At 58.5% G+C, this 21,773-nt stretch carries 19 protein-coding genes, 1 tRNA gene and 1 rRNA gene; 3 read left to right on the top strand and 18 right to left on the bottom strand.

The window, feature by feature from the left end; all coding sequences use genetic code 11:
• Positions 1-35 precede the first annotated feature (35 nt).
• The 7 genes from ACMGGW_RS24050 to ACMGGW_RS24020 all read right to left on the bottom strand — a co-directional run bounded on the left by ACMGGW_RS24050 (position 36) and on the right by ACMGGW_RS24020 (position 7,547).
• Positions 36-111: transfer RNA gene (locus ACMGGW_RS24050), tRNA-Glu, on the bottom strand.
• A gap of 206 nt (positions 112-317) precedes the next feature.
• A 16S ribosomal RNA gene (locus ACMGGW_RS24045) occupies positions 318-1,859 on the bottom strand.
• Positions 1,860-2,250: 391 nt separating this feature from the next.
• The gene (hemG, locus tag ACMGGW_RS24040; protein WP_025304933.1) at positions 2,251-2,784 is read right to left on the bottom strand and encodes a menaquinone-dependent protoporphyrinogen IX dehydrogenase; all 534 of its coding nucleotides are present in this window, start codon (positions 2,782-2,784) and stop codon (positions 2,251-2,253) included.
• 21 nt (positions 2,785-2,805) lie between these two features.
• Positions 2,806-4,257, bottom strand: a complete 1,452-nt coding sequence (gene trkH, locus ACMGGW_RS24035) for a Trk system potassium transporter TrkH (RefSeq protein ID WP_025304932.1) — start codon at positions 4,255-4,257, stop codon at positions 2,806-2,808.
• A 35-nt stretch (positions 4,258-4,292) separates the two neighbouring features.
• A complete protein-coding gene (locus tag ACMGGW_RS24030; protein WP_016929437.1) occupies positions 4,293-4,907 on the bottom strand; it encodes an IMPACT family protein in 615 nt (204 codons plus the stop codon).
• Entirely contained in the window at positions 4,907-6,238 is a 1,332-nt protein-coding gene (pepQ, locus tag ACMGGW_RS24025; RefSeq protein WP_148123048.1) for a Xaa-Pro dipeptidase, read from the bottom strand. The genes ACMGGW_RS24030 and pepQ overlap by 1 nt, the downstream gene beginning before the upstream one ends.
• 112 nt (positions 6,239-6,350) lie before the next feature.
• Positions 6,351-7,547: an MFS transporter gene (locus ACMGGW_RS24020; protein ID WP_025304930.1), complete on the bottom strand. Its 1,197-nt coding sequence runs from the start codon at positions 7,545-7,547 to the stop codon at positions 6,351-6,353.
• A gap of 233 nt (positions 7,548-7,780) precedes the next feature.
• Here ACMGGW_RS24020 and fadB point away from each other — a divergent pair, with 233 nt between their 5' ends.
• Positions 7,781-9,970, top strand: coding sequence for a fatty acid oxidation complex subunit alpha FadB (gene fadB / locus ACMGGW_RS24015; RefSeq protein ID WP_197832521.1), 2,190 nt, complete (start codon positions 7,781-7,783; stop codon positions 9,968-9,970).
• Between the two features lie 10 nt (positions 9,971-9,980).
• A complete protein-coding gene (gene fadA, locus ACMGGW_RS24010; protein ID WP_025304928.1) occupies positions 9,981-11,144 on the top strand; it encodes an acetyl-CoA C-acyltransferase FadA in 1,164 nt (387 codons plus the stop codon).
• 173 nt (positions 11,145-11,317) lie between these two features.
• Here the strand turns inward: fadA and fre are convergent, their stop codons facing one another.
• The 3 genes from fre to pepE form a co-directional block, all read right to left on the bottom strand.
• The gene (gene fre / locus ACMGGW_RS24005; protein ID WP_025304927.1) at positions 11,318-12,019 is read right to left on the bottom strand and encodes an NAD(P)H-flavin reductase; all 702 of its coding nucleotides are present in this window, start codon (positions 12,017-12,019) and stop codon (positions 11,318-11,320) included.
• A gap of 50 nt (positions 12,020-12,069) precedes the next feature.
• Entirely contained in the window at positions 12,070-13,566 is a 1,497-nt protein-coding gene (gene ubiD / locus ACMGGW_RS24000; RefSeq protein ID WP_025304926.1) for a 4-hydroxy-3-polyprenylbenzoate decarboxylase, read from the bottom strand.
• 86 nt (positions 13,567-13,652) lie between these two features.
• Positions 13,653-14,378, bottom strand: coding sequence for a dipeptidase PepE (gene pepE / locus ACMGGW_RS23995; RefSeq protein ID WP_025304925.1), 726 nt, complete (start codon positions 14,376-14,378; stop codon positions 13,653-13,655).
• Between the two features lie 246 nt (positions 14,379-14,624).
• Here pepE and rfaH point away from each other — a divergent pair, with 246 nt between their 5' ends.
• Positions 14,625-15,113 carry a transcription/translation regulatory transformer protein RfaH gene (gene rfaH, locus ACMGGW_RS23990; protein WP_025304924.1) on the top strand — a complete coding sequence of 163 codons (489 nt, stop codon included), beginning with the start codon at positions 14,625-14,627 and terminating at the stop codon, positions 15,111-15,113.
• Positions 15,114-15,158: 45 nt separating this feature from the next.
• Here rfaH and hemB read toward each other — a convergent pair whose 3' ends face one another.
• The 8 genes from hemB to ubiE form a co-directional block, all read right to left on the bottom strand.
• Positions 15,159-16,181: a porphobilinogen synthase gene (gene hemB / locus ACMGGW_RS23985; RefSeq protein WP_033636707.1), complete on the bottom strand. Its 1,023-nt coding sequence runs from the start codon at positions 16,179-16,181 to the stop codon at positions 15,159-15,161.
• A 14-nt stretch (positions 16,182-16,195) separates the two neighbouring features.
• Positions 16,196-16,978 (bottom strand): 3'-5' ssDNA/RNA exonuclease TatD, encoded by a 783-nt coding sequence (gene tatD / locus ACMGGW_RS23980; RefSeq protein WP_197832520.1) that lies wholly within the window; start codon positions 16,976-16,978, stop codon positions 16,196-16,198.
• Between the two features lie 53 nt (positions 16,979-17,031).
• Positions 17,032-17,802, bottom strand: a complete 771-nt coding sequence (gene tatC, locus ACMGGW_RS23975; RefSeq protein WP_004934456.1) for a Sec-independent protein translocase subunit TatC — start codon at positions 17,800-17,802, stop codon at positions 17,032-17,034.
• 3 nt (positions 17,803-17,805) lie between these two features.
• Positions 17,806-18,351 (bottom strand): Sec-independent protein translocase protein TatB, encoded by a 546-nt coding sequence (gene tatB, locus ACMGGW_RS23970; RefSeq protein ID WP_197832519.1) that lies wholly within the window; start codon positions 18,349-18,351, stop codon positions 17,806-17,808.
• A gap of 3 nt (positions 18,352-18,354) precedes the next feature.
• Positions 18,355-18,618 carry a Sec-independent protein translocase subunit TatA gene (tatA, locus tag ACMGGW_RS23965; protein ID WP_004934452.1) on the bottom strand — a complete coding sequence of 88 codons (264 nt, stop codon included), beginning with the start codon at positions 18,616-18,618 and terminating at the stop codon, positions 18,355-18,357.
• An 80-nt stretch (positions 18,619-18,698) separates the two neighbouring features.
• A complete protein-coding gene (gene ubiB, locus ACMGGW_RS23960) occupies positions 18,699-20,330 on the bottom strand; it encodes a ubiquinone biosynthesis regulatory protein kinase UbiB (RefSeq protein WP_025304920.1) in 1,632 nt (543 codons plus the stop codon).
• Positions 20,327-20,935, bottom strand: a complete 609-nt coding sequence (gene ubiJ / locus ACMGGW_RS23955) for a ubiquinone biosynthesis protein UbiJ (protein ID WP_025304919.1) — start codon at positions 20,933-20,935, stop codon at positions 20,327-20,329. Before ubiJ ends, ubiB begins: the two co-directional genes overlap by 4 nt.
• Positions 20,936-20,948: 13 nt before the next feature.
• Complete coding sequence (gene ubiE / locus ACMGGW_RS23950; protein ID WP_025304918.1) at positions 20,949-21,704, bottom strand: bifunctional demethylmenaquinone methyltransferase/2-methoxy-6-polyprenyl-1,4-benzoquinol methylase UbiE; 756 nt, start codon at positions 21,702-21,704, stop codon at positions 20,949-20,951.
• Positions 21,705-21,773: the final 69 nt, after the last annotated feature.

Raw genomic sequence — 21,773 nt, 5'->3', positions numbered from 1 at the left:
TAACCGGTGATAATGTCTTTCACTCATTATCGGAATGGCGTCCCCAAGGGGATTCGAACCCCTGTTACAGCCGTGAAAGGGCAGTGTCCTAGGCCTCTAGACGATGGGGACCCGAAATTGGCTTATCGAATCACCGATTCGATAATTTCGGGTAAAGGTGAGATTTTTCGTGAAAAATCGAGCGCCATTGTCGTTTGTCACTGCACTGGACAGTCACAAATCTCCCGGCACTTACCTATACCACAAGGTTTTGTTTGCTCATTACTTTTTCATCAGACAATCTGTGTGAGCACGCCACTCGAACTAATATCTTTAGGTAAGGAGGTGATCCAACCGCAGGTTCCCCTACGGTTACCTTGTTACGACTTCACCCCAGTCATGAATCACAAAGTGGTAAGCGCCCTCCCGAAGGTTAAGCTACCTACTTCTTTTGCAACCCACTCCCATGGTGTGACGGGCGGTGTGTACAAGGCCCGGGAACGTATTCACCGTAGCATTCTGATCTACGATTACTAGCGATTCCGACTTCATGGAGTCGAGTTGCAGACTCCAATCCGGACTACGACATACTTTATGAGGTCCGCTTGCTCTCGCGAGGTCGCTTCTCTTTGTATATGCCATTGTAGCACGTGTGTAGCCCTACTCGTAAGGGCCATGATGACTTGACGTCATCCCCACCTTCCTCCAGTTTATCACTGGCAGTCTCCTTTGAGTTCCCGGCCGAACCGCTGGCAACAAAGGATAAGGGTTGCGCTCGTTGCGGGACTTAACCCAACATTTCACAACACGAGCTGACGACAGCCATGCAGCACCTGTCTCAGAGTTCCCGAAGGCACCAATCCATCTCTGGAAAGTTCTCTGGATGTCAAGAGTAGGTAAGGTTCTTCGCGTTGCATCGAATTAAACCACATGCTCCACCGCTTGTGCGGGCCCCCGTCAATTCATTTGAGTTTTAACCTTGCGGCCGTACTCCCCAGGCGGTCGATTTAACGCGTTAGCTCCGGAAGCCACGCCTCAAGGGCACAACCTCCAAATCGACATCGTTTACAGCGTGGACTACCAGGGTATCTAATCCTGTTTGCTCCCCACGCTTTCGCACCTGAGCGTCAGTCTTCGTCCAGGGGGCCGCCTTCGCCACCGGTATTCCTCCAGATCTCTACGCATTTCACCGCTACACCTGGAATTCTACCCCCCTCTACGAGACTCTAGCTTGCCAGTTTCAAATGCAGTTCCCAGGTTGAGCCCGGGGATTTCACATCTGACTTAACAAACCGCCTGCGTGCGCTTTACGCCCAGTAATTCCGATTAACGCTTGCACCCTCCGTATTACCGCGGCTGCTGGCACGGAGTTAGCCGGTGCTTCTTCTGCGAGTAACGTCAATTGATGAACGTATTAAGTTCACCACCTTCCTCCTCGCTGAAAGTGCTTTACAACCCGAAGGCCTTCTTCACACACGCGGCATGGCTGCATCAGGCTTGCGCCCATTGTGCAATATTCCCCACTGCTGCCTCCCGTAGGAGTCTGGACCGTGTCTCAGTTCCAGTGTGGCTGGTCATCCTCTCAGACCAGCTAGGGATCGTCGCCTAGGTGAGCCATTACCCCACCTACTAGCTAATCCCATCTGGGCACATCTGATGGCAAGAGGCCCGAAGGTCCCCCTCTTTGGTCTTGCGACGTTATGCGGTATTAGCTACCGTTTCCAGTAGTTATCCCCCTCCATCAGGCAGTTTCCCAGACATTACTCACCCGTCCGCCGCTCGTCACCCAGAGAGCAAGCTCTCTTGTGCTACCGCTCGACTTGCATGTGTTAAGCCTGCCGCCAGCGTTCAATCTGAGCCATGATCAAACTCTTCAATTAAAAGCTTGATTTGCTTCCACTCGAGAAGCGATGCTCAAAGATTTACTGCATGAATTTTACTTCAGTTAGTCACTCTTCAAGACTTGATATTTTTTTGCATCCGAAGATGCTGGATATCGTCTTGTGGAGTGCCCACACAGATTGTCTGATAAATTGTTAAAGAGCAGTGCCGATAAACTCATCGGCGCGGGCTGCGTATATTACGCTTTTCACCCGGAGAGTCAAGCGTTTATTTCGCTTTCTTCTCGCTGACCCGGCGGCTTGTCAGTCGTTGTTCCCGGTCAGTGGAGGCGCATTATAGGGAGTTCTCGGCGGGCCGCAACCCCTAAATGCAAAAAACTTTTCAAGCGCGGATTTTTTCGGCAAAACGCTGGCCAAACCCGCGTTTTTGTCACTTTTCGTACTGGATCTGGCTAAATTCCTGGGCAAAGCGGTCGACCTGTTGCCAATCTGTGTACTCCACTTCCTTACTGGTATCCGTTTCACCGCCCGTCATACGCATAATGAATTGAATCATGATGCGATCGAACCAGCGATAGCGCGGATAACGCAATGCGCCGGCAAACACCGCGCACTGTTTTGGCTGCCACGGCGAAGCCAACAGGAACTTACGGGTATAGGCGTTGGTTTGCGGCGAACGCTTTTCCGGTTTACGCGCGGTCAGGTTGACGGCAAAGAATGCGCTCGGCATCCGATTCAACTGCTCGGCATGACGCTTGACGAATTTATCCAGCGCCGGGTTAAAGTGCCCATAACGGATAGAAGCGCCGATCATCACCTGCTGATATTGGCTAAGATCGACCTGTTCTGCCTGCAGCAGATCGATCACCTCACAACGCAGCGTGTCCTGCAACTTGCTTGCTATATAAGAAGCGATAGCACGTGTTTGCCCGTCACGGCTCGAATAAAGTATCAATGCCTTCATGGCGTACTCCTTATATCAGGCTTACTCACGCCAGAAGGTTGGCGTGAACAGCACCAGCAATGTAAATACTTCCAGGCGCCCGAACAGCATCGTCACCACCAGGACCCACTTGGCCGCCGCCGGCATCGTGGTGAAGTTATCCGCCACTACGCCCAGGCCGGGGCCAAGGTTATTGAGCGTTGCCGTCACTGCGGCGAACGCGGAAAAGTCGTCAACGCCGGTGGCAATGATCGCCAGCATGCTGACGATAAACACCAGCGCATAGGCAGAGAAGAATCCCCACACCGCCTCCAGAATGCGTTCCGGCAGCGCGCGGTTGCCCAATTTGATGGTATAGACCGCGTTGGGGTGCACCAGCCTTTTCAACTCACGCGAGCCTTGCAGGTACAGAAGCAGGATACGGATCACCTTCAGGCCGCCGCCGGTCGAGCCGGCGCAACCGCCGATGAACGCCGAGCACAGCAACAACATCGGCAGGAACAGCGGCCACTTGGCGATGCTGTCGGTCGTGAAACCGGCCGTAGTCGCCATCGATACCACCTGGAAGAACGCCTGATTGAGCGTTTCCATACCGCTCTTATAGACGCCATGTCCCCAGAGCACCAACGTACACACCACCACCAGCGTCAACTGAACGAAGATAAACATGCGGAATTCAGGATCGCGCCCATACACCTTCAGGCTGCGGCCGCTCAGCAAAGCGAAGTGCAGGCCGTAGTTACAGCCGGAAATCAGCAGGAACACGGCGATGATGGTGTTGATGGTCGGGCTGGCGTAATAACCGATACTGGCGTCGTGGGTAGAAAAACCGCCGATGGCGATGGTCGAGAAACTGTGGCCGATGGCATCGAACACCGACATCCCAGCCCCCCAGAGCGCCAGCGCACAGGCGACGGTCAGCAATACATAGATTAGCCACAGGGTTTTGGCGGTTTCGGCGATGCGTGGACGCATCTTGTTATCTTTCAGCGGCCCGGGCATTTCCGCCCGATACAGCTGCATGCCGCCGACGCCGAGTATCGGCAGTATCGCCACCGCCAACACGATGATCCCCATGCCGCCCATCCATTGCAGCATTTGGCGATAGAAAAGAATAGCCTTCGGCAGCGAGTCCAACCCCACCAGCGTCGTCGCACCGGTGGTCGTCAATCCCGAGAAGGATTCAAAGAAGGCGTCGGTCAGCGACAAATTGGGCCGTTCCGAAAACAGGAACGGCAATGCCCCCACGCTGCCCAGCACGGTCCAGAACAGCACGACGATCAGGAAGCCTTCACGCGGCTTCAGCTCGTGTTTTTGCTTGCGGTTCGGCCACCACAGCATCAGCCCGATGGTCAGCGCCACGAAGAACGTTTGGCTGAACGCGCGCCCCGCCCCATCGCGATAAATCAATGCCACCAGGCCGGGAATAAACATCGTCCCGGAGAACAGGATGACCAGCAGACCAACGATACGGGTTATGGCGCGAAAATGCATTTCAGCACGATCCTTAGCAATTCAATTGGGAGGAATTATTGCGAAATGGGGGTTAATTGCAAATTACCGCGACTGAGATCACGCAATTTATTCCCAAACAGCTCGACCTCGGTGGCCGGCAACGCCAGATGCAGCACGACGGCGGCACCGTACTCGCCCTGCAGGATCCGACCTGCGGTTTGCTGCAGCAAGTTCTCCACCAGCGCCAACTGCGCATAGTCGCACTGCAAGATATATTCGGCTTCCGGCACCTTTTCTACCAACACCAGCTGCTTCAACGCCTGTTGGACACCGTTGCCATAGGCTTTCACCAGCCCGCCGGTGCCCAACTTGACGCCGCCATAGTAACGAACGACCACGGCGGTCACTTCGCCGATACCGCTGCCCATCAGCTGCGCGAGGATCGGTTTGCCAGCGGTGCCCGACGGTTCTCCATCGTCGGAGAACCCCAGCTGCTGTGAGTCATCGGGGCTACCGGCGACGAAGGCCCAACAATGGTGCCTCGCCGCCGGGTGCTCATCCCGCACTTGCTGAATAAACGCCTTTGCCGCTTCTACCCCGCTGGTTGGCGCCAGCAGGGTGATAAAACGGCTCTTCTTTATTTCTTCGGTAAAGCGGGTTGCTTCCGCCGGTATCGGGTACGGCCGCATCAGGCCAGGTTCAGATCGCGCGTCATGTTCTCGATACGCTTTTCATGGATCACGATATTGTCTTCGATGCGAATACCGCCATACGGTTTCAGCGTATCGATGCGATCCCAGGCGAAGTGCTGCTTGAACTCACCGCTGCGCCACGGCGCCAACAGAGATTCGATGAAGTACAGACCCGGCTCGATGGTCAACACCATGCCCGGCTGCAACACGCGGGTACAACGCAGGAACGGATACTTGGACGGCGCCGCCAGATGGGTGCCTTGCTCGTCCTGCATAAAGCCTGCGGCGTCGTGCACCTGCAGGCCCAGCGGGTGCCCCAGCCCGTGCGGCAGGAACGGCGTGGTGATGCCCGTTTCAACCATCGCCTCTTCGCTGAGGCCATTCACCAGTTTGTGATTCTTGAGCAACTTGGCGATGCGCTGGTGCATCTGCACATGGTAGTCGGTATAGCGCACGCCGGTTTTAATGGTGTCGATCAGCGCCAGCTGTTCACTATTGAGATCTTTCACCAGATGAGCGAACTCGCTGCCGCTTTGCGCCGCATAGGTACGCGTCAGATCGGCGGCGTAGCCGTTATATTCCGCCCCGGCGTCGATCAGAAAACTCAGGGACTCGGCCGGCGGCTGATGATCCAGCTTGGTGTAGTGCAGCACCGAAGCGTGCTCGTTCAACGCCACGATGTTGTCGTAAGGCACATCGGTATCGCGGTGGCCGGTCGCCGTCAGGTAGGCCAGATTGATGTCGAATTCGCTCATGCCGGAGAGGAAGGCCTCATGCGCGGCACGATGGCCGGTTACCGCCGTCTTCTGCGCTTCGCGCATGCAGGCCAGCTCATAGCCGGTTTTAATCGAACGGTGGAAATCCAGGTAGTTCAGCACCGCTTTCGGGTTGATGTTTTCCGAAGGGATGCCGAGATCGCGGGCGCGCTGTTGGGCATAACCGATATAGCCGACACGCTCGCGCTGCGGCGGAAGCTGCTGGGCGATGGCGTCGGCGTTGGCCAGCGGCATCAATTCAAGGGATTTGGTCCAGAAACTGTCCGGCAGCGGCTCTACGCTGTGCCAGTAGTCAACCGGGGAGTAGAACCACAGCTTCGGCTTGTTGACGCCATCTATCCACAACCAGCAGTTCGGCACCGACGTCACCGGCACCCAGGCTTTGAAATGCGCGTTCACTTTGAACGGATAGCTATGGTCGTCCAAAAATACCTTTTGCAGTTCCCCGGAGTGAATCAGCAGCGCATCCAACTTGTTGCGCTCCAGCACTTCGCGCGCGCGTTTTTGCAGCTCTGCCAGGTGGTCGTTATACAAAGAAGCCAGCGTTTCCATCACAGTACCCTTATGCCTTAGCACGAAAGAAGTCATCTTAACACAGCGCTCCGACGCTCCAACCTCATCGCGTTGGGCATGCGGAGCAGCTCGCAATTCCCTGCAAATGCCGTTACATCCGCAGCTTAACCATTAACCAGCCGCCCAAACCGAGCAGCGCTATCGCCAGCGCCCACAGGCCATGGTGTTCCAACAACACCGCACCGGCCGCGGCGACGCCCGCCAGACACTGCTGCAGAAAGCCGCACAGCGCCATCGCATAGGCACCGTACTCTTTGGCATCGCTGACCGCCATCGCCATGCTGTTGGGAAACAGCACCGCCTGGCCAAAAATGGTCAGGCAATACAGCGCAATGAACAGCGCCATACCGGAAAGGCCGGCCAGGACGCCGCTCCACCACAGCAGCAGGATCGCCGCCGTCGCCAGCGCCACGATGCCGCTGCCGGCCTGCATCAGTTTTTTCCCGCCGAGACGCGCCACCGTACGGTTCACCGTCAGCGCCCCGCTGAAGTAGGCGATGCCGATCACCAGCCCCAGCGCGCCGAACGCCGTGACGTTGAGCCCAAACCCCTGCTGCATGACGAACGGGCTCACCTCCTGCAGTGTCACCGTGGTGGCAAACCCCAGCCCACCGACGCAGGCCGGCCAAAAAAATCCCGGCCGCCGCAGGATGGCGAAGTAGGTGGCCGCCATCGCCGGGCGTGGCCCGCGAGCACGCCCTGCCTCCAGCGGCAGCGTCGCCATCAGCGCCAGAATGGCCAAACCGGTGGCGCCCATCAAGACGAAGCCCATCTGCCAGTGTGAATATTGGCTGAGCAGGCCACCGACGAACTGGCCGCCGCCCAGCGCGGTGATAAAGGCGATGGAGAGCACAGACAGCCGTCGCGCCAACTCGTCACCGCTCCAGTTATCCCGCACGATGATGCGCGCGATGATCGCCGCACCGCCGGCACCCACGCCCTGCAGCGCACGCAGCGTCAGCAATTGGGCGCCGTTGCTGCACAGCGCCAACAGCCCGCTGCAGCCAATGAAAAGAAATAAAGACAGCGTCAGGGGCGCGCGGCGGCCAAAGCGATCGGCGGCCGCGCCCCAAAACAGCACCGGCAAGGCGGCGCCGATGACGAAGATTGAAATGGACAGCTCGGTGGCACGCCGGCTCATCGCCAGCTCCCGCATCACCGTTGGCAGCGAAGGCAAATACACGGTCGTCGCCATTTGCGCCATAAACACCAACAGACACGCCAGCGCCATGGTTCTGGCGGGAATGCTCCATAAGCCGCTGCGTTTGACACAAGCTGCCTTAGTCATGCGTAACCTCGTCTGAATGTTCATTCGCTGCGAGCAAGTGTATGAGTGCCGACAAGCTCCAGCAAATGCCGATAGCACATAAAATATAACTTCGTTTCAAATCAAAAAACTAACTTGGCGACATGTGATCCGACCAGCAAATATGCAATCTCTCATTTGCATATTTTTAACATAAAAACCACACTCCTCTTCATCTGGTCATACCAGATCATACGCTGATTCAGGAGATAGACATGCTCTACCAAGGCGAAACATTACAACTGCACTGGCTCGATAACGGCATCGCCGAGCTGGTGTTCAACGCACCGGGCTCGGTCAACAAGCTGGACACCCGCACCGTCGCCAGCCTGGGCGAAGCGCTCACCGTGCTGGAAAACCAGCCAGAGCTCAAGGGGCTGCTGCTGCGCTCCACCAAAGCCGCATTTATCGTCGGCGCCGATATCACCGAATTCCTTTCTCTGTTCGCCGCGCCGGCTGAAAAGCTGCACGAGTGGCTGGTATTCGCCAACAACGTCTTTAACCGGCTGGAAGATTTGCCGGTACCGACCATTTCGGCCATTAACGGCTATGCACTCGGCGGCGGTTGCGAATGCATTCTGGCGACCGATTTCCGCGTCGCCTCACCGGACGCGCGCATCGGCCTGCCGGAAACCAAATTGGGCATCATGCCGGGCTTCGGCGGTTCTGTCCGCCTGCCACGCCTGCTGGGTAACGACAGCGCGCTGGAAATCATCGCCGCCGGCAAAGACGTCAGCGCCAAAGACGCGTTGAAAGTCGGCCTGGTGGATGCGGTGGTAGCACCGGAAAAACTGGCCGAAGCGGCGCTGAAAATGCTGCAACAGGCGATCGACGGCAAGCTGGACTGGCGCGCCGCACGTCAACCTAAGCTGGAGCCGCTGAAGCTCAGCCCGATCGAAGCGGCAATGAGCTTCACCACCGCCAAAGGCATGGTGCTGCAGACCGCCGGTAAACATTACCCGGCACCGATGACCGCGGTGAAAACCATTGAAGCCGCCGCCAAGCTGGGCCGCGATGAGGCACTGAAACTGGAAACCGCCAGCTTCGTGCCGTTGGCACGATCCAACGAAGCGCGTGCGCTGGTCGGCATCTTCCTTAACGATCAGTTCGTGAAAGGCCAGGCGAAAAAGCTGGCCAAGAATGTGGACGCGCCGAAACAGGCGGCGGTGCTGGGCGCCGGCATCATGGGCGGTGGCATCGCCTACCAATCGGCGCTGAAAGGCGTGCCGGTGATCATGAAGGACATCAGCGACAAATCACTGACGCTGGGCATGAACGAAGCGGCCAAGCTGCTCAATAAGCAGCTGGAACGCGGCAAACTGGATGGCCTGAAAATGGCGCAGGTGCTGTCGACCATTCAACCAACGTTGGACTACGCCGGCATCGAGCGCGCGCAGGTGATCGTCGAAGCGGTCGTGGAGAACCCGAAGGTCAAAGCCGCCGTACTGTCGGAAGTGGAAAACCTGATCGGCGAAGAGACCGTTCTGGCGTCGAACACCTCGACCATTCCGATTAATCACCTGGCAAAATCGTTGAAGCGCCCGCAAAACTTCTGCGGCATGCACTTCTTTAACCCGGTACACCGCATGCCGCTGGTTGAAATCATCCGCGGCGAACAAACCAGCGACGAGACCATTGCCAAAGTGGTGGCCTACGCCAGCCGCATGGGCAAAACGCCGATCGTGGTGAACGACTGCCCGGGCTTCTTCGTCAACCGCGTGCTGTTCCCATACTTCGCCGGTTTCAGCCTGCTGCTGCGCGACGGCGCCGACTTCCGTCAGATCGATAAAGTGATGGAAAAACAGTTCGGTTGGCCGATGGGCCCGGCCTACCTGCTCGACGTGGTGGGCATCGACACCGCACACCACGCGCAAGCGGTAATGGCCGCCGGCTTCCCGGAGCGCATGAGCAAAGACTATCGCGATGCCATTGACGTGATGTTCGACAACCAGCGCTTCGGTCAGAAAAACCAGCTGGGCTTCTACCGCTACAGCCAGGACAACAAAGGTAAGCCGCGCAAGGACAACGACGAGCAGACCGATGCGCTGTTGGCCGAAGTGAGCCAACCGCGCCAGACCATCAGCGACGAAGAGATCGTTGCGCGCATGATGATCCCGATGATCAACGAAGTGGTGCGTTGCCTGGAAGAGAAGATCGTCGCCAGCCCGGCGGAAGCCGATATGGCACTGGTGTACGGCATCGGCTTCCCTCCGTTCCATGGCGGCGCATTCCGCTACCTGGATACGCTCTGCACCGCCAACTACGTTGAGCTGGCCCAGCGTTACGCACACCTCGGCGCCCTGTATCAGGTGCCGGCCGGTCTGCGCGCCAAGGCCGAGCGCAATGAAAGCTACTACCCGGTGGCGACACCGCTGTCCGACGTCGCTACCCGCCAACCGGCATGAGGTCATAAAGATGGAAAACGTAGTTATTGTTGATGCCGTACGCACGCCGATGGGCCGCTCCAAGGGCGGCGCCTTCCGCCAGGTGCGCGCCGAAGATCTCTCCGCTCACCTGATGCGTGAAGTGTTGAGCCGTAACCCGGCGCTGGACGCCGCCGAGATCGATGACATTTACTGGGGCTGCGTGCAGCAGACGCTGGAGCAAGGCTTCAACATCGCCCGCAACGCCGCACTGCTGGCCGAAATCCCGCACCGCGTGCCGGCGGTGACCGTCAACCGCCTGTGCGGCTCTTCGATGCAGGCATTGCACGACGCGGCGCGCGCCATCATGGTTGGCGACGCACACGTCAGCCTGATCGGCGGCGTGGAACACATGGGCCATGTGCCGATGAACCACGGCGTGGATTTCCATCCGGGGCTGAGCCGCAGCGTGGCAAAAGCCGCCGGGATGATGGGGCTGACCGCCGAAATGCTGGCCAAGATGCACAACATCAGCCGCCAGATGCAGGATGAGTTTGCTGCCCGCTCCCACCAGCGCGCACATGCAGCGACGCTGGCGGGTTACTTCAAAAACGAGATCATTCCGACCAACGGCCACGACGCCGACGGCGTGCTGACCCGTTACGATTTCGATGAAGTCATTCGCCCGGAAACCACCGTCGAAAGCCTGTCGGCCCTGCGTCCGGCGTTCGATCCGGTCAACGGCACCGTCACCGCTGGCAGTTCTTCCGCCCTGTCGGACGGCGCTTCCGCCATGCTGCTGATGAGCGAGTCGCGCGCCAAAGCGCTCGGTTTGAAGGCCCGCGCCCGCATTCGCTCGATGGCGGTCGTCGGCTGCGATCCTTCCATCATGGGCTACGGCCCGGTGCCGGCCAGCAAGCTGGCGCTGAAACGCGCCGGTCTGAGCGTGCAGGACATCGATCTGTTCGAACTGAACGAAGCGTTCGCCGCCCAGTCGCTGCCGTGCATCAAAGATCTGGGGCTGATGGACAGTATCGACGACAAGATCAACCTGAACGGCGGCGCCATCGCGCTCGGCCACCCGCTGGGCTGTTCAGGCTCCCGCATCTCGACCACCCTGTTGAACAACATGGAACGTCGCGACGCACAGTTCGGTCTGGCGACCATGTGCATCGGCCTGGGCCAGGGCATCGCCACCGTATTTGAACGCGTTTAGCTGTGTCTATCTTGGGATGACCGCGTCACCACTTCAAATCGCGGCATCCCGCCAAGTTTAGTTGCCGTTCTTCCCGCCTGTCAGGGGCGGGTTTTTTTATGCCTGAAGTTTGCCGGCGCCCAAATAAAAACGGGGCGACCCTCGGCCACCCCGTTCACTGCGTATCGCCTCGGTCAGATAAACGAAAACGCGTCGCCAAACATATGCGCTTCCTGCGCGCCGCGCTCGGCGCAGAAACGCTCACGGGCGATTTTCGCCATCTCGAAACGCCCGGCGATGTAGATGTCGTGCTCCGCCAGCGTGCCGAAATCCTGCAGCACCGCGCTGAGCACGGTACCACTGCGGCCGCGCCATTCGGCTTCCGGCTGCTCGACCACCGGGATCACCTTCAGATTCGGATGCTGCAACGACAGCGCTTCCAGCTCGCTCAAATCGTACAGGTGCTTCAGCTCACGCCCGCCCCAGTAGATCGAAATGTCGCGATCGGGCTGCTGCTCCAGCGCGGTCAACAAGATTGAACGCGCGTAAGAGAAACCGGTGCCGCCGGCGATCAGCACCAGCGGACGGCTGCCCTCTTCCCGCAGCCAGGCGTCGCCATGCGGCACGTCAACGGTGATCGCCTGCTCTTTCAGGATGCGATCCATCACCGCCATGGCGTACAGATTCAGCTCCGAAGCACCGATATGCAGCTCGATGTACTCTTGCTGCGTCGGGGTTGATGCCAGCGAGAACGGGCGCTTGTCGCGCTCGTCCATCACCACCATCAGATATTGCCCTGCCTTGAAAGAAAACGGCTGCTCGGGCACCAGACGTACCCGATAAACCGTATCGGTAATGGCCTCTACCGAGGTCACTTTACAGCTCAATATTGTCATGCGTTCCCTCTGTCGGGTCATCAATGCAAAGCTGAGAACAGGGCCTGACGCTACAGCGTCGGTTCCCTGTCACTGAAGATTGCGAGCTCATCCCAGATTTCGTCGACGCGCGCACGTACCTTTTCATCCATCTGAATCGGACGGCCCCATTCGCGATCGGTTTCACCCGGCCATTTATTGGTGGCGTCCAGCCCCATCTTCGAACCCAGACCGGAAACCGGCGAGGCGAAGTCCAGATAGTCGATCGGCGTATTCTCCACCAGAACGGTATCCCTTGCCGGATCCATTCGTGTGGTGATCGCCCAAATTACGTCGTTCCAGTCGCGCGCATTGACGTCGTCATCGCAGACGATAACAAATTTGGTGTACATAAACTGCCGCAGGAACGACCAGACGCCCATCATCACGCGTTTCGCATGGCCGGCGTACTGTTTTTTCATGGTCACTACCGCCAGGCGGTACGAGCACCCTTCCGGCGGCAGATAGAAATCGACGATTTCCGGGAACTGTTTTTGCAGGATCGGCACGAACACTTCATTCAGCGCCACGCCCAGGATCGCCGGCTCATCCGGCGGGCGGCCGGTATAGGTCGAGTGGTAGATGGCGTTGCGGCGCTGGGTGATGTGGGTGACGGTGAACACCGGGAACTGGTCGATTTCATTGTAGTAACCGGTGTGGTCGCCGTAGGGGCCTTCCGGCGCCATTTCACCCGGCTCGATATAACCTTCCAGCACGATTTCGGCGCTGGCTGGCACTTCCAGATCGTTGGAAAGACACTTGACCACTTCGGTTTTATTGCCGCGCAGCAGCCCGGCAAAGGCATATTCAGACAGGGTATCCGGCACCGGCGTGACCGCACCGAGGATAGTGGCGGGATCGGCGCCCAGCGCCACCGCAACCGGGAAACGCTCGCCGGGGTGCGCCTGGCACCACTCCTGATAATCCAGCGCGCCGCCGCGATGCGACAGCCAGCGCATGATCACTTTATTCTTGCCCAGCACCTGCTGGCGGTAGATGCCGAGGTTTTGCCGTTCCTTATGCGGGCCACGGGTCACCGTCAGCCCCCAGGTGATCAGCGGCGCGGCGTCTTCCGGCCAGCAGTGCATCACCGGAATACGGCCCAGATCGACATCCTCACCCTGCCATACCTGCTCCTGACAAGGCGCGGACCCCAGCACCTTGGTCGGCATGTTCAGCACCTGCTTGAACTTCGGCATTTTGTCGAACAGATCGCGGAAGCCTTTCGGTGGCTCCGGTTCTTTGAGAAACGCCAGCAGTTTGCCGACTTCGCGCAGCGCGCTGATGTCTTCCTGCCCCATGCCCATCGCCACGCGATTGGCGGTGCCGAACAGGTTGCACAGCACCGGCATGTCGTACCCTTTCGGGTTTTCAAACAGCAATGCCGGGCCGCCTGCCCGCAGGGTGCGATCGGCAATCTCCGTCATTTCCAGGTAAGGATCGATCGGCTGGCTGATGCGTTTTAGTTCCCCTCTCTTCTCCAGCAACGAGAGGAAATCGCGTAAGTCACGGTATTTCATGCTGATCATTATAACGGCCTGTGGGGAGGGCATTATAAGCCCTCTTCACGGTTGTTGCTGCAATTTTGTTAACGCCGCCCGCTGCCGGGTGGCTCTCAGCCGCAGTTGAACGGCACCAGCGCAGCCAGCGCGCGCGTATCCTGATATTCGCGCGTCTCCTCGCCATGGCGGAACACCTTGAAGCCCTGCCCATTAGCGCTGAAGTAACGCAGCGCATTGCCTTCAACATGCAGCAGGCTGCCTTCCCGCAGCGCCACCACCGATTCGCTCGGGTTGATCGCGCAGAACTCCGCCAGGCGCTCGTCACGGGTTTCGCCCATGTGGCCGCTGATGTGCGCGTCGATGTAATGCGGGTTGATCTGTACCGGGAACAGCCCCAGCGCCGACAGCACCACGCTGCAGCGCACCGGCATGTCATTGGTGGTGCGAATGCTCGGCGTGGCCACATTGCAACCGGCGCTCCAGCCGACGTAAGGCACTTCACGCTCGCGCACCGCGCGCTGGATAGGCACGATCAGGCCTTGCTCATGCAGCATTTGGTTCAGCAACCAGGTATTGCCGCCGCTGACCAAAATGCATTCCGCCTGCGCGATCGCCGCCGCCGGTGAAGCGGCGTGGTGGATGCTGGTGACTTCGATGCCCAGCGTTTGCGCCAGTTCCTGCGCACGCTGGTCGTAGTCGTAACGGATCAGGGCGTAAGGGATAAAGACGGCGGATTTGATGCCACGACGCGCAATCATCGCCAGCAGTTGGCTTTTAGCGTACCCCAGCAGCTCGGCTTCACCAGACAGCTTGCCGTTGCTCAACAGAAACAGCTCCATTTCTTTCTCCCTCGGTCGAAAACGATGAATAGCGTCACAGCCGGTAGCGCAACGCCTTGCCATACTGTGACGGTAACAAATTTTTAGCCCTCTGTTATACCAGCGCCGTATCGATAAGTGTGTGACCCCTCGCTAATAGCCGCAGATTCATAGAGATAGGTGATGTTACACGCTGAAACTTGCATCACTATGTATCCGGAATAGCTTTTGATATGCTTACCGGCTGGCAGAAAGGCATGTGAAACTATGGAATCCTGGTATCTACTTTATTGCAAACGCGGTCAGCTGTTGCGAGCGCAGGAACATCTGGAGCGGCAGCAGGTAAACTGCCTCAGCCCGATCATCACGCTGGAAAAGATCGTGCGTGGTAAGCGCATCGCGGTCAGCGAACCCCTGTTTCCCAACTATCTGTTTGTGGAGTTCGACCCGGAGCGCATTCACACCACCACCATCAGCGCTACCCGTGGCGTCAGCCACTTCGTGCGTTTCGGCACGTTGCCGAGCGTCATCCCGAGCAAGGTGATCGATGAACTGCGCACGCACGCCTGCGAAACCTATGTCGATCCGGAAACCCCACAGCCGGGGGATACTGTTCTGATCGTCGACGGCGTGTTCGAAGGGCTGCAGGCGATCTACACCGAGCCGGACGGCGAGGCGCGTTCCATGTTGTTGCTGAACCTGATCAACAAGCAGGTCAGTCAAAGCATCGACAACCGACAGTTCCAGAAGATGTAATGCAAAAGGCGCCCTCAGGCGCCTTTTTGTTGGCTCATGTTCCGCTTAGCGGCGCATCGCGTCGTCGTGCAGCCACTGGGCGACACGCTTGGCGAAGTAGGTCAGCACGCCGTCGGCGCCGGCGCGTTTGAAGCACATCAACGACTCCATCACCGCAGGTTGCTCCTGCAGCCAGCCGTTCTGAATCGCCGCCATGTGCATGGCGTACTCGCCGGACACTTGATAAGCGAAAGTCGGCACACCGAAGGTATCCTTCACGCGGCGCACCACGTCCAGGTAAGGCATGCCCGGTTTCACCATCACCATGTCCGCACCTTCCTGCAGATCCTGCGCAATCTCCTGCAGCGCTTCGTCACTGTTGGCCGGATCCATCTGATAGGTTTTTTTGTTGCCGCCCTTCAGGTTGCCGCTGGAACCCAGCGCATCGCGGAACGGACCGTAGTAGCAGGAAGCATACTTGGCGGAGTAGGCCATAATCTGGGTATTCACCAAACCCTGCAGTTCCAGACGATCGCGGATCGCCCCGATACGGCCGTCCATCATGTCGCTCGGCGCCACGATTTCTGCGCCTGCTTCGGCATGGGACAGCGCCTGACGCACCAGAATGTCTTTGGTCACGTCGTTAATCACGTAGCCCTGCTCATCGATGACCCCGTCCTGCCCGTGGGTGGTGTAGGGATCGAGCGCGACGTCGGTCAGAATGCCCAGCTCAGGCACCGCGTCTTTCAGCGCGCGCACCGTGCGCTGTACCAGCCCTTCCGGGTTATAGGCTTCTTCCGCATGCAGCGATTTCAGGCCCGGTTCGATCACCGGGAACAGGGAGATCACCGGCACGCCGAGTTTGGCGATGGTTTCCGCTTCCTTGACCAGCAGATCGATCGTCATGCGCGATACGCCCGGCATCGAGGCCACTTCTTCCTGGCGATTGCTGCCTTCCATGACAAACACCGGATAAATCAGGTCGTTGACCGTCAGTTGATTCTCGGCGACCAGGCGGCGGCTGAAGTCATGACGGCGCACGCGGCGCATACGACGACCAGGGAAGGTACCCGGAAATGCATAGCTCATAGTTTTCTCCTAGCTCAAACCAGCCGGAATAGCCGGCGGGCGTTCTCATCGGTTTTTTGCCCCAGCCATTGCGGCTCTTCCTGTCGCCAGACGGCGACCTGATGCACGATATGGGGCAGGAAACAGGGTTCGTTGCGGCGAGATGCGGGTTTAGGCTGTAAATCCCGGGGCAACAGATAAGGGGCGTCCGTTTCCAGCAGTAGACGCTCGGCCGGGATCTGCGGCAACAGGGCACGCAACTCCAGGCCGCGCCGCTCGTCGCAGACCCAACCGGTAATCCCGATCGACAGGCCTAGCGACAGGCAGCTTGCTAATTCTTCGGCGGTGCCGGTGAAGCAGTGCACCACGGCCGCGGGCAGTTTATCCAACCACGGCGTCAGTAGCTCGGCAAAACGTGCGTGTGCGTCGCGGCAATGAAGAAACACCGGCAATGCCAACTCCGCCGCCAGCGCCAGCTGCGCAATGAACGCCGCTTCCTGCTGTGCGGGCGTCGAGAAATTGCGGTTGAAATCCAGGCCGCATTCGCCGATCGCCGCCACTTCTGGGTGCGCGGCCAACGCATAAATCTGCTCGGCGCTGTGTTCATCCCAGCTGCTGGCGTTATGCGGATGCACACCGGCGGTGGACCAGCAATAGCCCGCATGCTGCTGCGCCAGTTTGGCGGCCTCGCGGCTCTCAGGCAGATCGGTGCCGGTAATCAACATCCCGGTAACGCCCGCCGCGCGAGCGCACTCCACCACGGTCTCGCGGTCTTTGGCGAATTGGCTGCTGGTGAGGTTAACGCCGATATCAAACATGGTTTTTTCCAAAGCAAAAGCCGCCCAATGGGCGGCTTAGCAATCAAGATGGATCAGGGGGCTGGGGGTTCGTCACCCTCGTCTTCTTCTTCCGCCTGTGGACGACGTTTTCCGGTATAGAAGCGAGCGAAGAACACCCCCACTTCAAACAGCAGATACATCGGTATCGCCAACAGGGTTTGCGAAAACACGTCCGGCGGCGTCAACAACATGCCGACCACAAACGCGCCAACCAACACATACGGCCGTTTCTTCTTCAGATCTTCCGGTGAGGTGACGCCACTCCAGCACAGCAGAATGATGGCGACCGGCACTTCGAAAGCGACGCCAAACGCCATAAACAGCGCCATGACGAAATCGAGGTAGTTTTTGATATCGGTCGCAATGGTCACCCCCATTGGCGCGGTCTTGGCGAAGAAACCGAAGGCCAGCGGGAACACAATGAAGTAGGCGAAAGCCATGCCGAGGTAGAACAACAGGCTGCTGGACACCAGCAGCGGCATCATCAGGCGGCGTTCATGCTTGTACAGCGCCGGCGCGATGAATGCCCACACCTGATACAGGATCATCGGCGCAGAGACGAACACCGAGACGATCATGGTCAGCTTGATCGGCGTAAAGAACGGCGACGCCACGTCGGTAGCGATCATGCTCGCCCCGGCCGGCAGCTGCTTGAGCAGCGGCGCAGAGACCAGCTGGTAGATGTCGTTGGCGAAAAACACCAGCACCACGAACACCGCCAGCACGCAAATAATCGAGTTAAGCAGCCGCTTGCGCAGCTCTATCAGGTGACTGATAAGGGGTTGGGTATCTTCAACAGCCATGTATTAACGATCGCCACTAGGTTGGTGAGACGCTGGGGTTTTATCCGCAACAGGTTCGACAGGAGCAGGCACGGTTTCCACCGGCGCTTTAGCCGGTTGCGCCGCCACGACGGCTTCAGGTTCCACTGCCGGTTTAGGCACCGCGGCGGGCGTGCTGGCGCTGGTTGCCGCTTCCGCCGGCGTCACGCCGTCGTGCAAAGCTTCCGGATCGATGGCCTGCGGGTTATGAATGGTGTTCGCCAGCTCTTCTTTCTCGCCCCGGTAGGTGCGTTTCAAAGATTCCGTCGCGTCTTTCAGCTCATCCATCGACGCCTTCAACTCCGGCGTCAGGTTCTGCAGGCCGGCCTGTTCGGCTTTTTTCAGGCTGTCCTGCAGCTCCTGCAGCTTCAGTTCCTGAGACAGTTCGTGCTGCACCGAGGCCGCCAGCGAGCGCAGCGCGCGGATCCAGCCCGATACCGTTCTGACCGCAACCGGCAAGCGTTCCGGCCCCAGAACAACCAGGCCGATCACCAGCACCAGCAGCAGCTCACTAAACCCAATGTCAAACACGGTTTATACCTGCTCTTTGTTCTTCGACTCTTCCGGTTTCACTTCCGGCTGCTTATCGGTAATAGGCTTGGCCGAGAAGTCAGCATCATCCAGGCTGCTTTTTTCAGCCGTATTGGGGGTCGACGGCGTATCGTCGCCGATCGCTTTTTTGAAGCCCTTGATCGAGGCGCCGAGATCGGAGCCCAGCGTGCGCAGTTTTTTGGTACCGAACAGCAGCACCACGATCACTGCGATGATCAACAATTGCGTAATACTAATACCGCCCATTTTAATTACCTCTAATTTTAAAGGGTCTTTTAAAGCCAGCCCGCATTATAGAGCCGACTTTACCAGAGTAACGAATTAAATCAGGTGGTTCGCTTCCAGCCAATCACCCAGCATACGATGCCGGCGGCCATCATCCAGGCGGGAAACACCTCGATTTGCCCCAGCAGCAACAGCGTGCCGCTTACCAACAGTGTAGCGCCAACGCCGAACAAATAACGTGACTGCCCCTGACGAACCCGCTGAGCCTGCATCTGGTTGGTCAGCTTATCAACGCTTTGTTGCAACAGTTTATGCTGCTGCAGGCTATCGTAAAACAGCTCGGGCAGTTCGGGCAGTTTCTCCGCCCAGAACGGCGCTTTCTCTTTCAACGCACGCACCACGGCGGGAATGCCGACCTGATCGCGCAGCCAGCTCTCGAGGAACGGCTTGGCGGTGGTCCACAGATCCAGCTGCGGGTAGAGCTGACGTCCCAGTCCTTCAACATACAGCAAGGTCTTCTGCAATAACACCAGCTGTGGCTGCACTTCCATATTGAAGCGGCGCGCGGTGTTAAACAGATTCAGCAGCACGTTGCCGAAGGAAATCTCCGCCAGCGGCTTCTCGAAAATCGGTTCGCACACGGTGCGGATAGCAAATTCGAAATCTTCCACGTTGGTGTCACGCGGCACCCAACCGGAGTCGACGTGCAGTTCCGCCACCTTGCGGTAATCGCGGTTGAAGAAGGCGATGAAGTTTTCCGCCAGATAGCGTTTGTCATCCTTGTTCAACGAACCCACGATGCCGCAGTCGATGCCGATGTAGCAGGGATCTTCCGGATGTTCGTAGCTGACGAAAATATTACCGGGATGCATGTCCGCATGGAAGAAGCTGTCGCGGAAGACCTGGGTAAAGAACACCTGAACGCCACGTTCCGCCAACAGTTTCATGTTGGTGCCCTGCTGCTCCAGCGTGGCGATGTCCGAGACCGGAATGCCGTAGATACGCTCCATCACCAACACGCTTTCGCGGCAGTAGTCGGAGTAGACTTCAGGCACGTACAGCATCGGGCTGCCGTCGAAATTGCGACGCAGCTGAATGGCGTTGGCCGCTTCACGCAGCAGATTCAATTCGTCCAGCAGGGTTTTCTCGTACTCGCGTACCACTTCGCGCGGACGCAGGCGGCGGCCGTCCGGCAACAGCTTCGGCACCCAACCGGCCAGCCGGTACATCAAGCGCACATCGGCTTTGATAATCGGCCCGATATCCGGCCGGATCACCTTCAGCACCACTTCCTGGCCGGTGGTTTTCAACCGCGCAGTATGCACCTGCGCGATCGAGGCAGAGGCCAGCGGCTGCTGATCGAAGTCGTCGAACCAGGCTTCCAGCGGGCCGCCCATCGCCAGCTCGATATGCTTGCGCGCCAGCGCACCGTCAAAAGGCGCCACCCGATCCTGCAGCAGCGTCAGCTGATCGGCAATGTGCGGCGGGAACAGATCGCGGCGGGTCGACATCATCTGGCCGAACTTGATCCAGACTGGCCCCAATTCCTGCAGCGCCAGCCGCAGACGTTCGCCCAGCGGTTTGTCCTTGTGCCGATTAGGCATCCAGAACAGCAGCCGGCGGCCGAAGCGCAGCGGCAGCGTCAAACGCATTGTCGGGATCAGCTCGTCCAGCCCATAGCTGAGAAAAACGCGGACGATAAAATACAAACGACGCAGTTCGCCTGGGGTCATCGCTTGCCCTCCAACTTATCCATGCGGGCAATCAGCGCTTCCGCGCCGCGGGCGAGCGCATCCACTTCTTCATTGAACCACACCACTTCCAGCGGCCCCGGCGCCAGACGCCACTCTTCAGTCAGCGCCTCAGCCATGTCTTGCTGCCGACGCATCAATCCGGCCTTGAGTAACGAAGCGCCTTTGCCCAGCGCCTGCGTAATGCCCTGAGCGGCGATATCGCCGATATAAGGCGCCAGCCATTCCGCCGGATCCCACTCCGCCAGATCGAGCAGGCCAACCAGCTGTTGCACCACCTGAATATCGCCTTCCACCGTCAATTCGCCGCTGCGCATCAGCACTGGCAACTGCTGGCGATCGCGCAGCTTCAGTAAGGCGGGAATGCGGCTGCGCACGGTGCAATCGGCACTGTCTTCAGACTGCCCCAGCACATCCACACGCAGTTCGCTGAACACCAGCACCAGCGGTGAAGCCAACTCTTCCAGTTCGATGCGCAGCACCTTGCCCGCCAGGCGTTGGCGAGCGGCTTTCATGCTGCGATCGCGAAACAGCAGGTTATTCAGCGAGGTTTCCAGCGCACCGGTCAGCAGAGGGGTAAACAGCATCGGCATCTCCCTCTCAGAACTTGAAGCCGCGATGCAGGGCGACAATCCCACCGGTCAGGTTGAAATAGGTGACGTTTTCAAAACCGGCGTTGCCCATCATGCCTTTCAGGGTTTCCTGATCGGGGTGCATACGGATCGATTCCGCCAGGTAACGGTAACTGTCCGGATCTTTCACCACCAGCTCGCCGATCTTCGGCAACACATGGAAGGAGTAGGCATCATAAGCCTTGCTCAGCGGAGCCAGCAGCGGCTTGGAGAATTCCAGCACCAACAGGCGCCCGCCCGGCTTCAGCACGCGGAACATCGAGCGCAGCGCTTTGTCTTTGTCGGTCACGTTACGCAGGCCAAAGGAGATGGTGATGCAATCGAAGTAGTTATCTGGGAACGGCAACGCCTCGGCGTTGGCCTGCACGTAATTGATATTGCCGACGATGCCGCGATCGCGCAGCTTCTCGCGCCCCATCTTCAGCATCGAATCGTTGATGTCCGCCAGCACCACCTGCCCCTGCTCGCCGACCATGCGGGAGAACTTGGCCGCCAGGTCGCCGGTACCGCCGGCCAGATCCAGCACGCGCTGCCCACGGCGCACGCCGCTGCAGTCAATGGTGAAACGCTTCCAGATACGGTGGATGCCGAACGACATCAGGTCGTTCATCACGTCATACTTTGCCGCTACCGAATGAAAAACGTCCGCCACCATGGCCTGTTTTTCGTCTCTAGCGACGGTGCGAAAACCGAAATCGGTGGTTTCCTGCGGTTGATCTGCCATTGTCCTGCCTGCTATTCAGTCAATTTTGTGTTGATGAGTGTACCAGAAGCCTGGGGAATACCCCACCTC

Origin of the sequence: Serratia sp. BNK-4 (genome assembly GCF_048685115.1) — a bacterium.
GTDB lineage: Bacteria > Pseudomonadota > Gammaproteobacteria > Enterobacterales > Enterobacteriaceae > Serratia > Serratia bockelmannii.
This window is presented reverse-complemented; position numbering and strand designations above follow the sequence as displayed.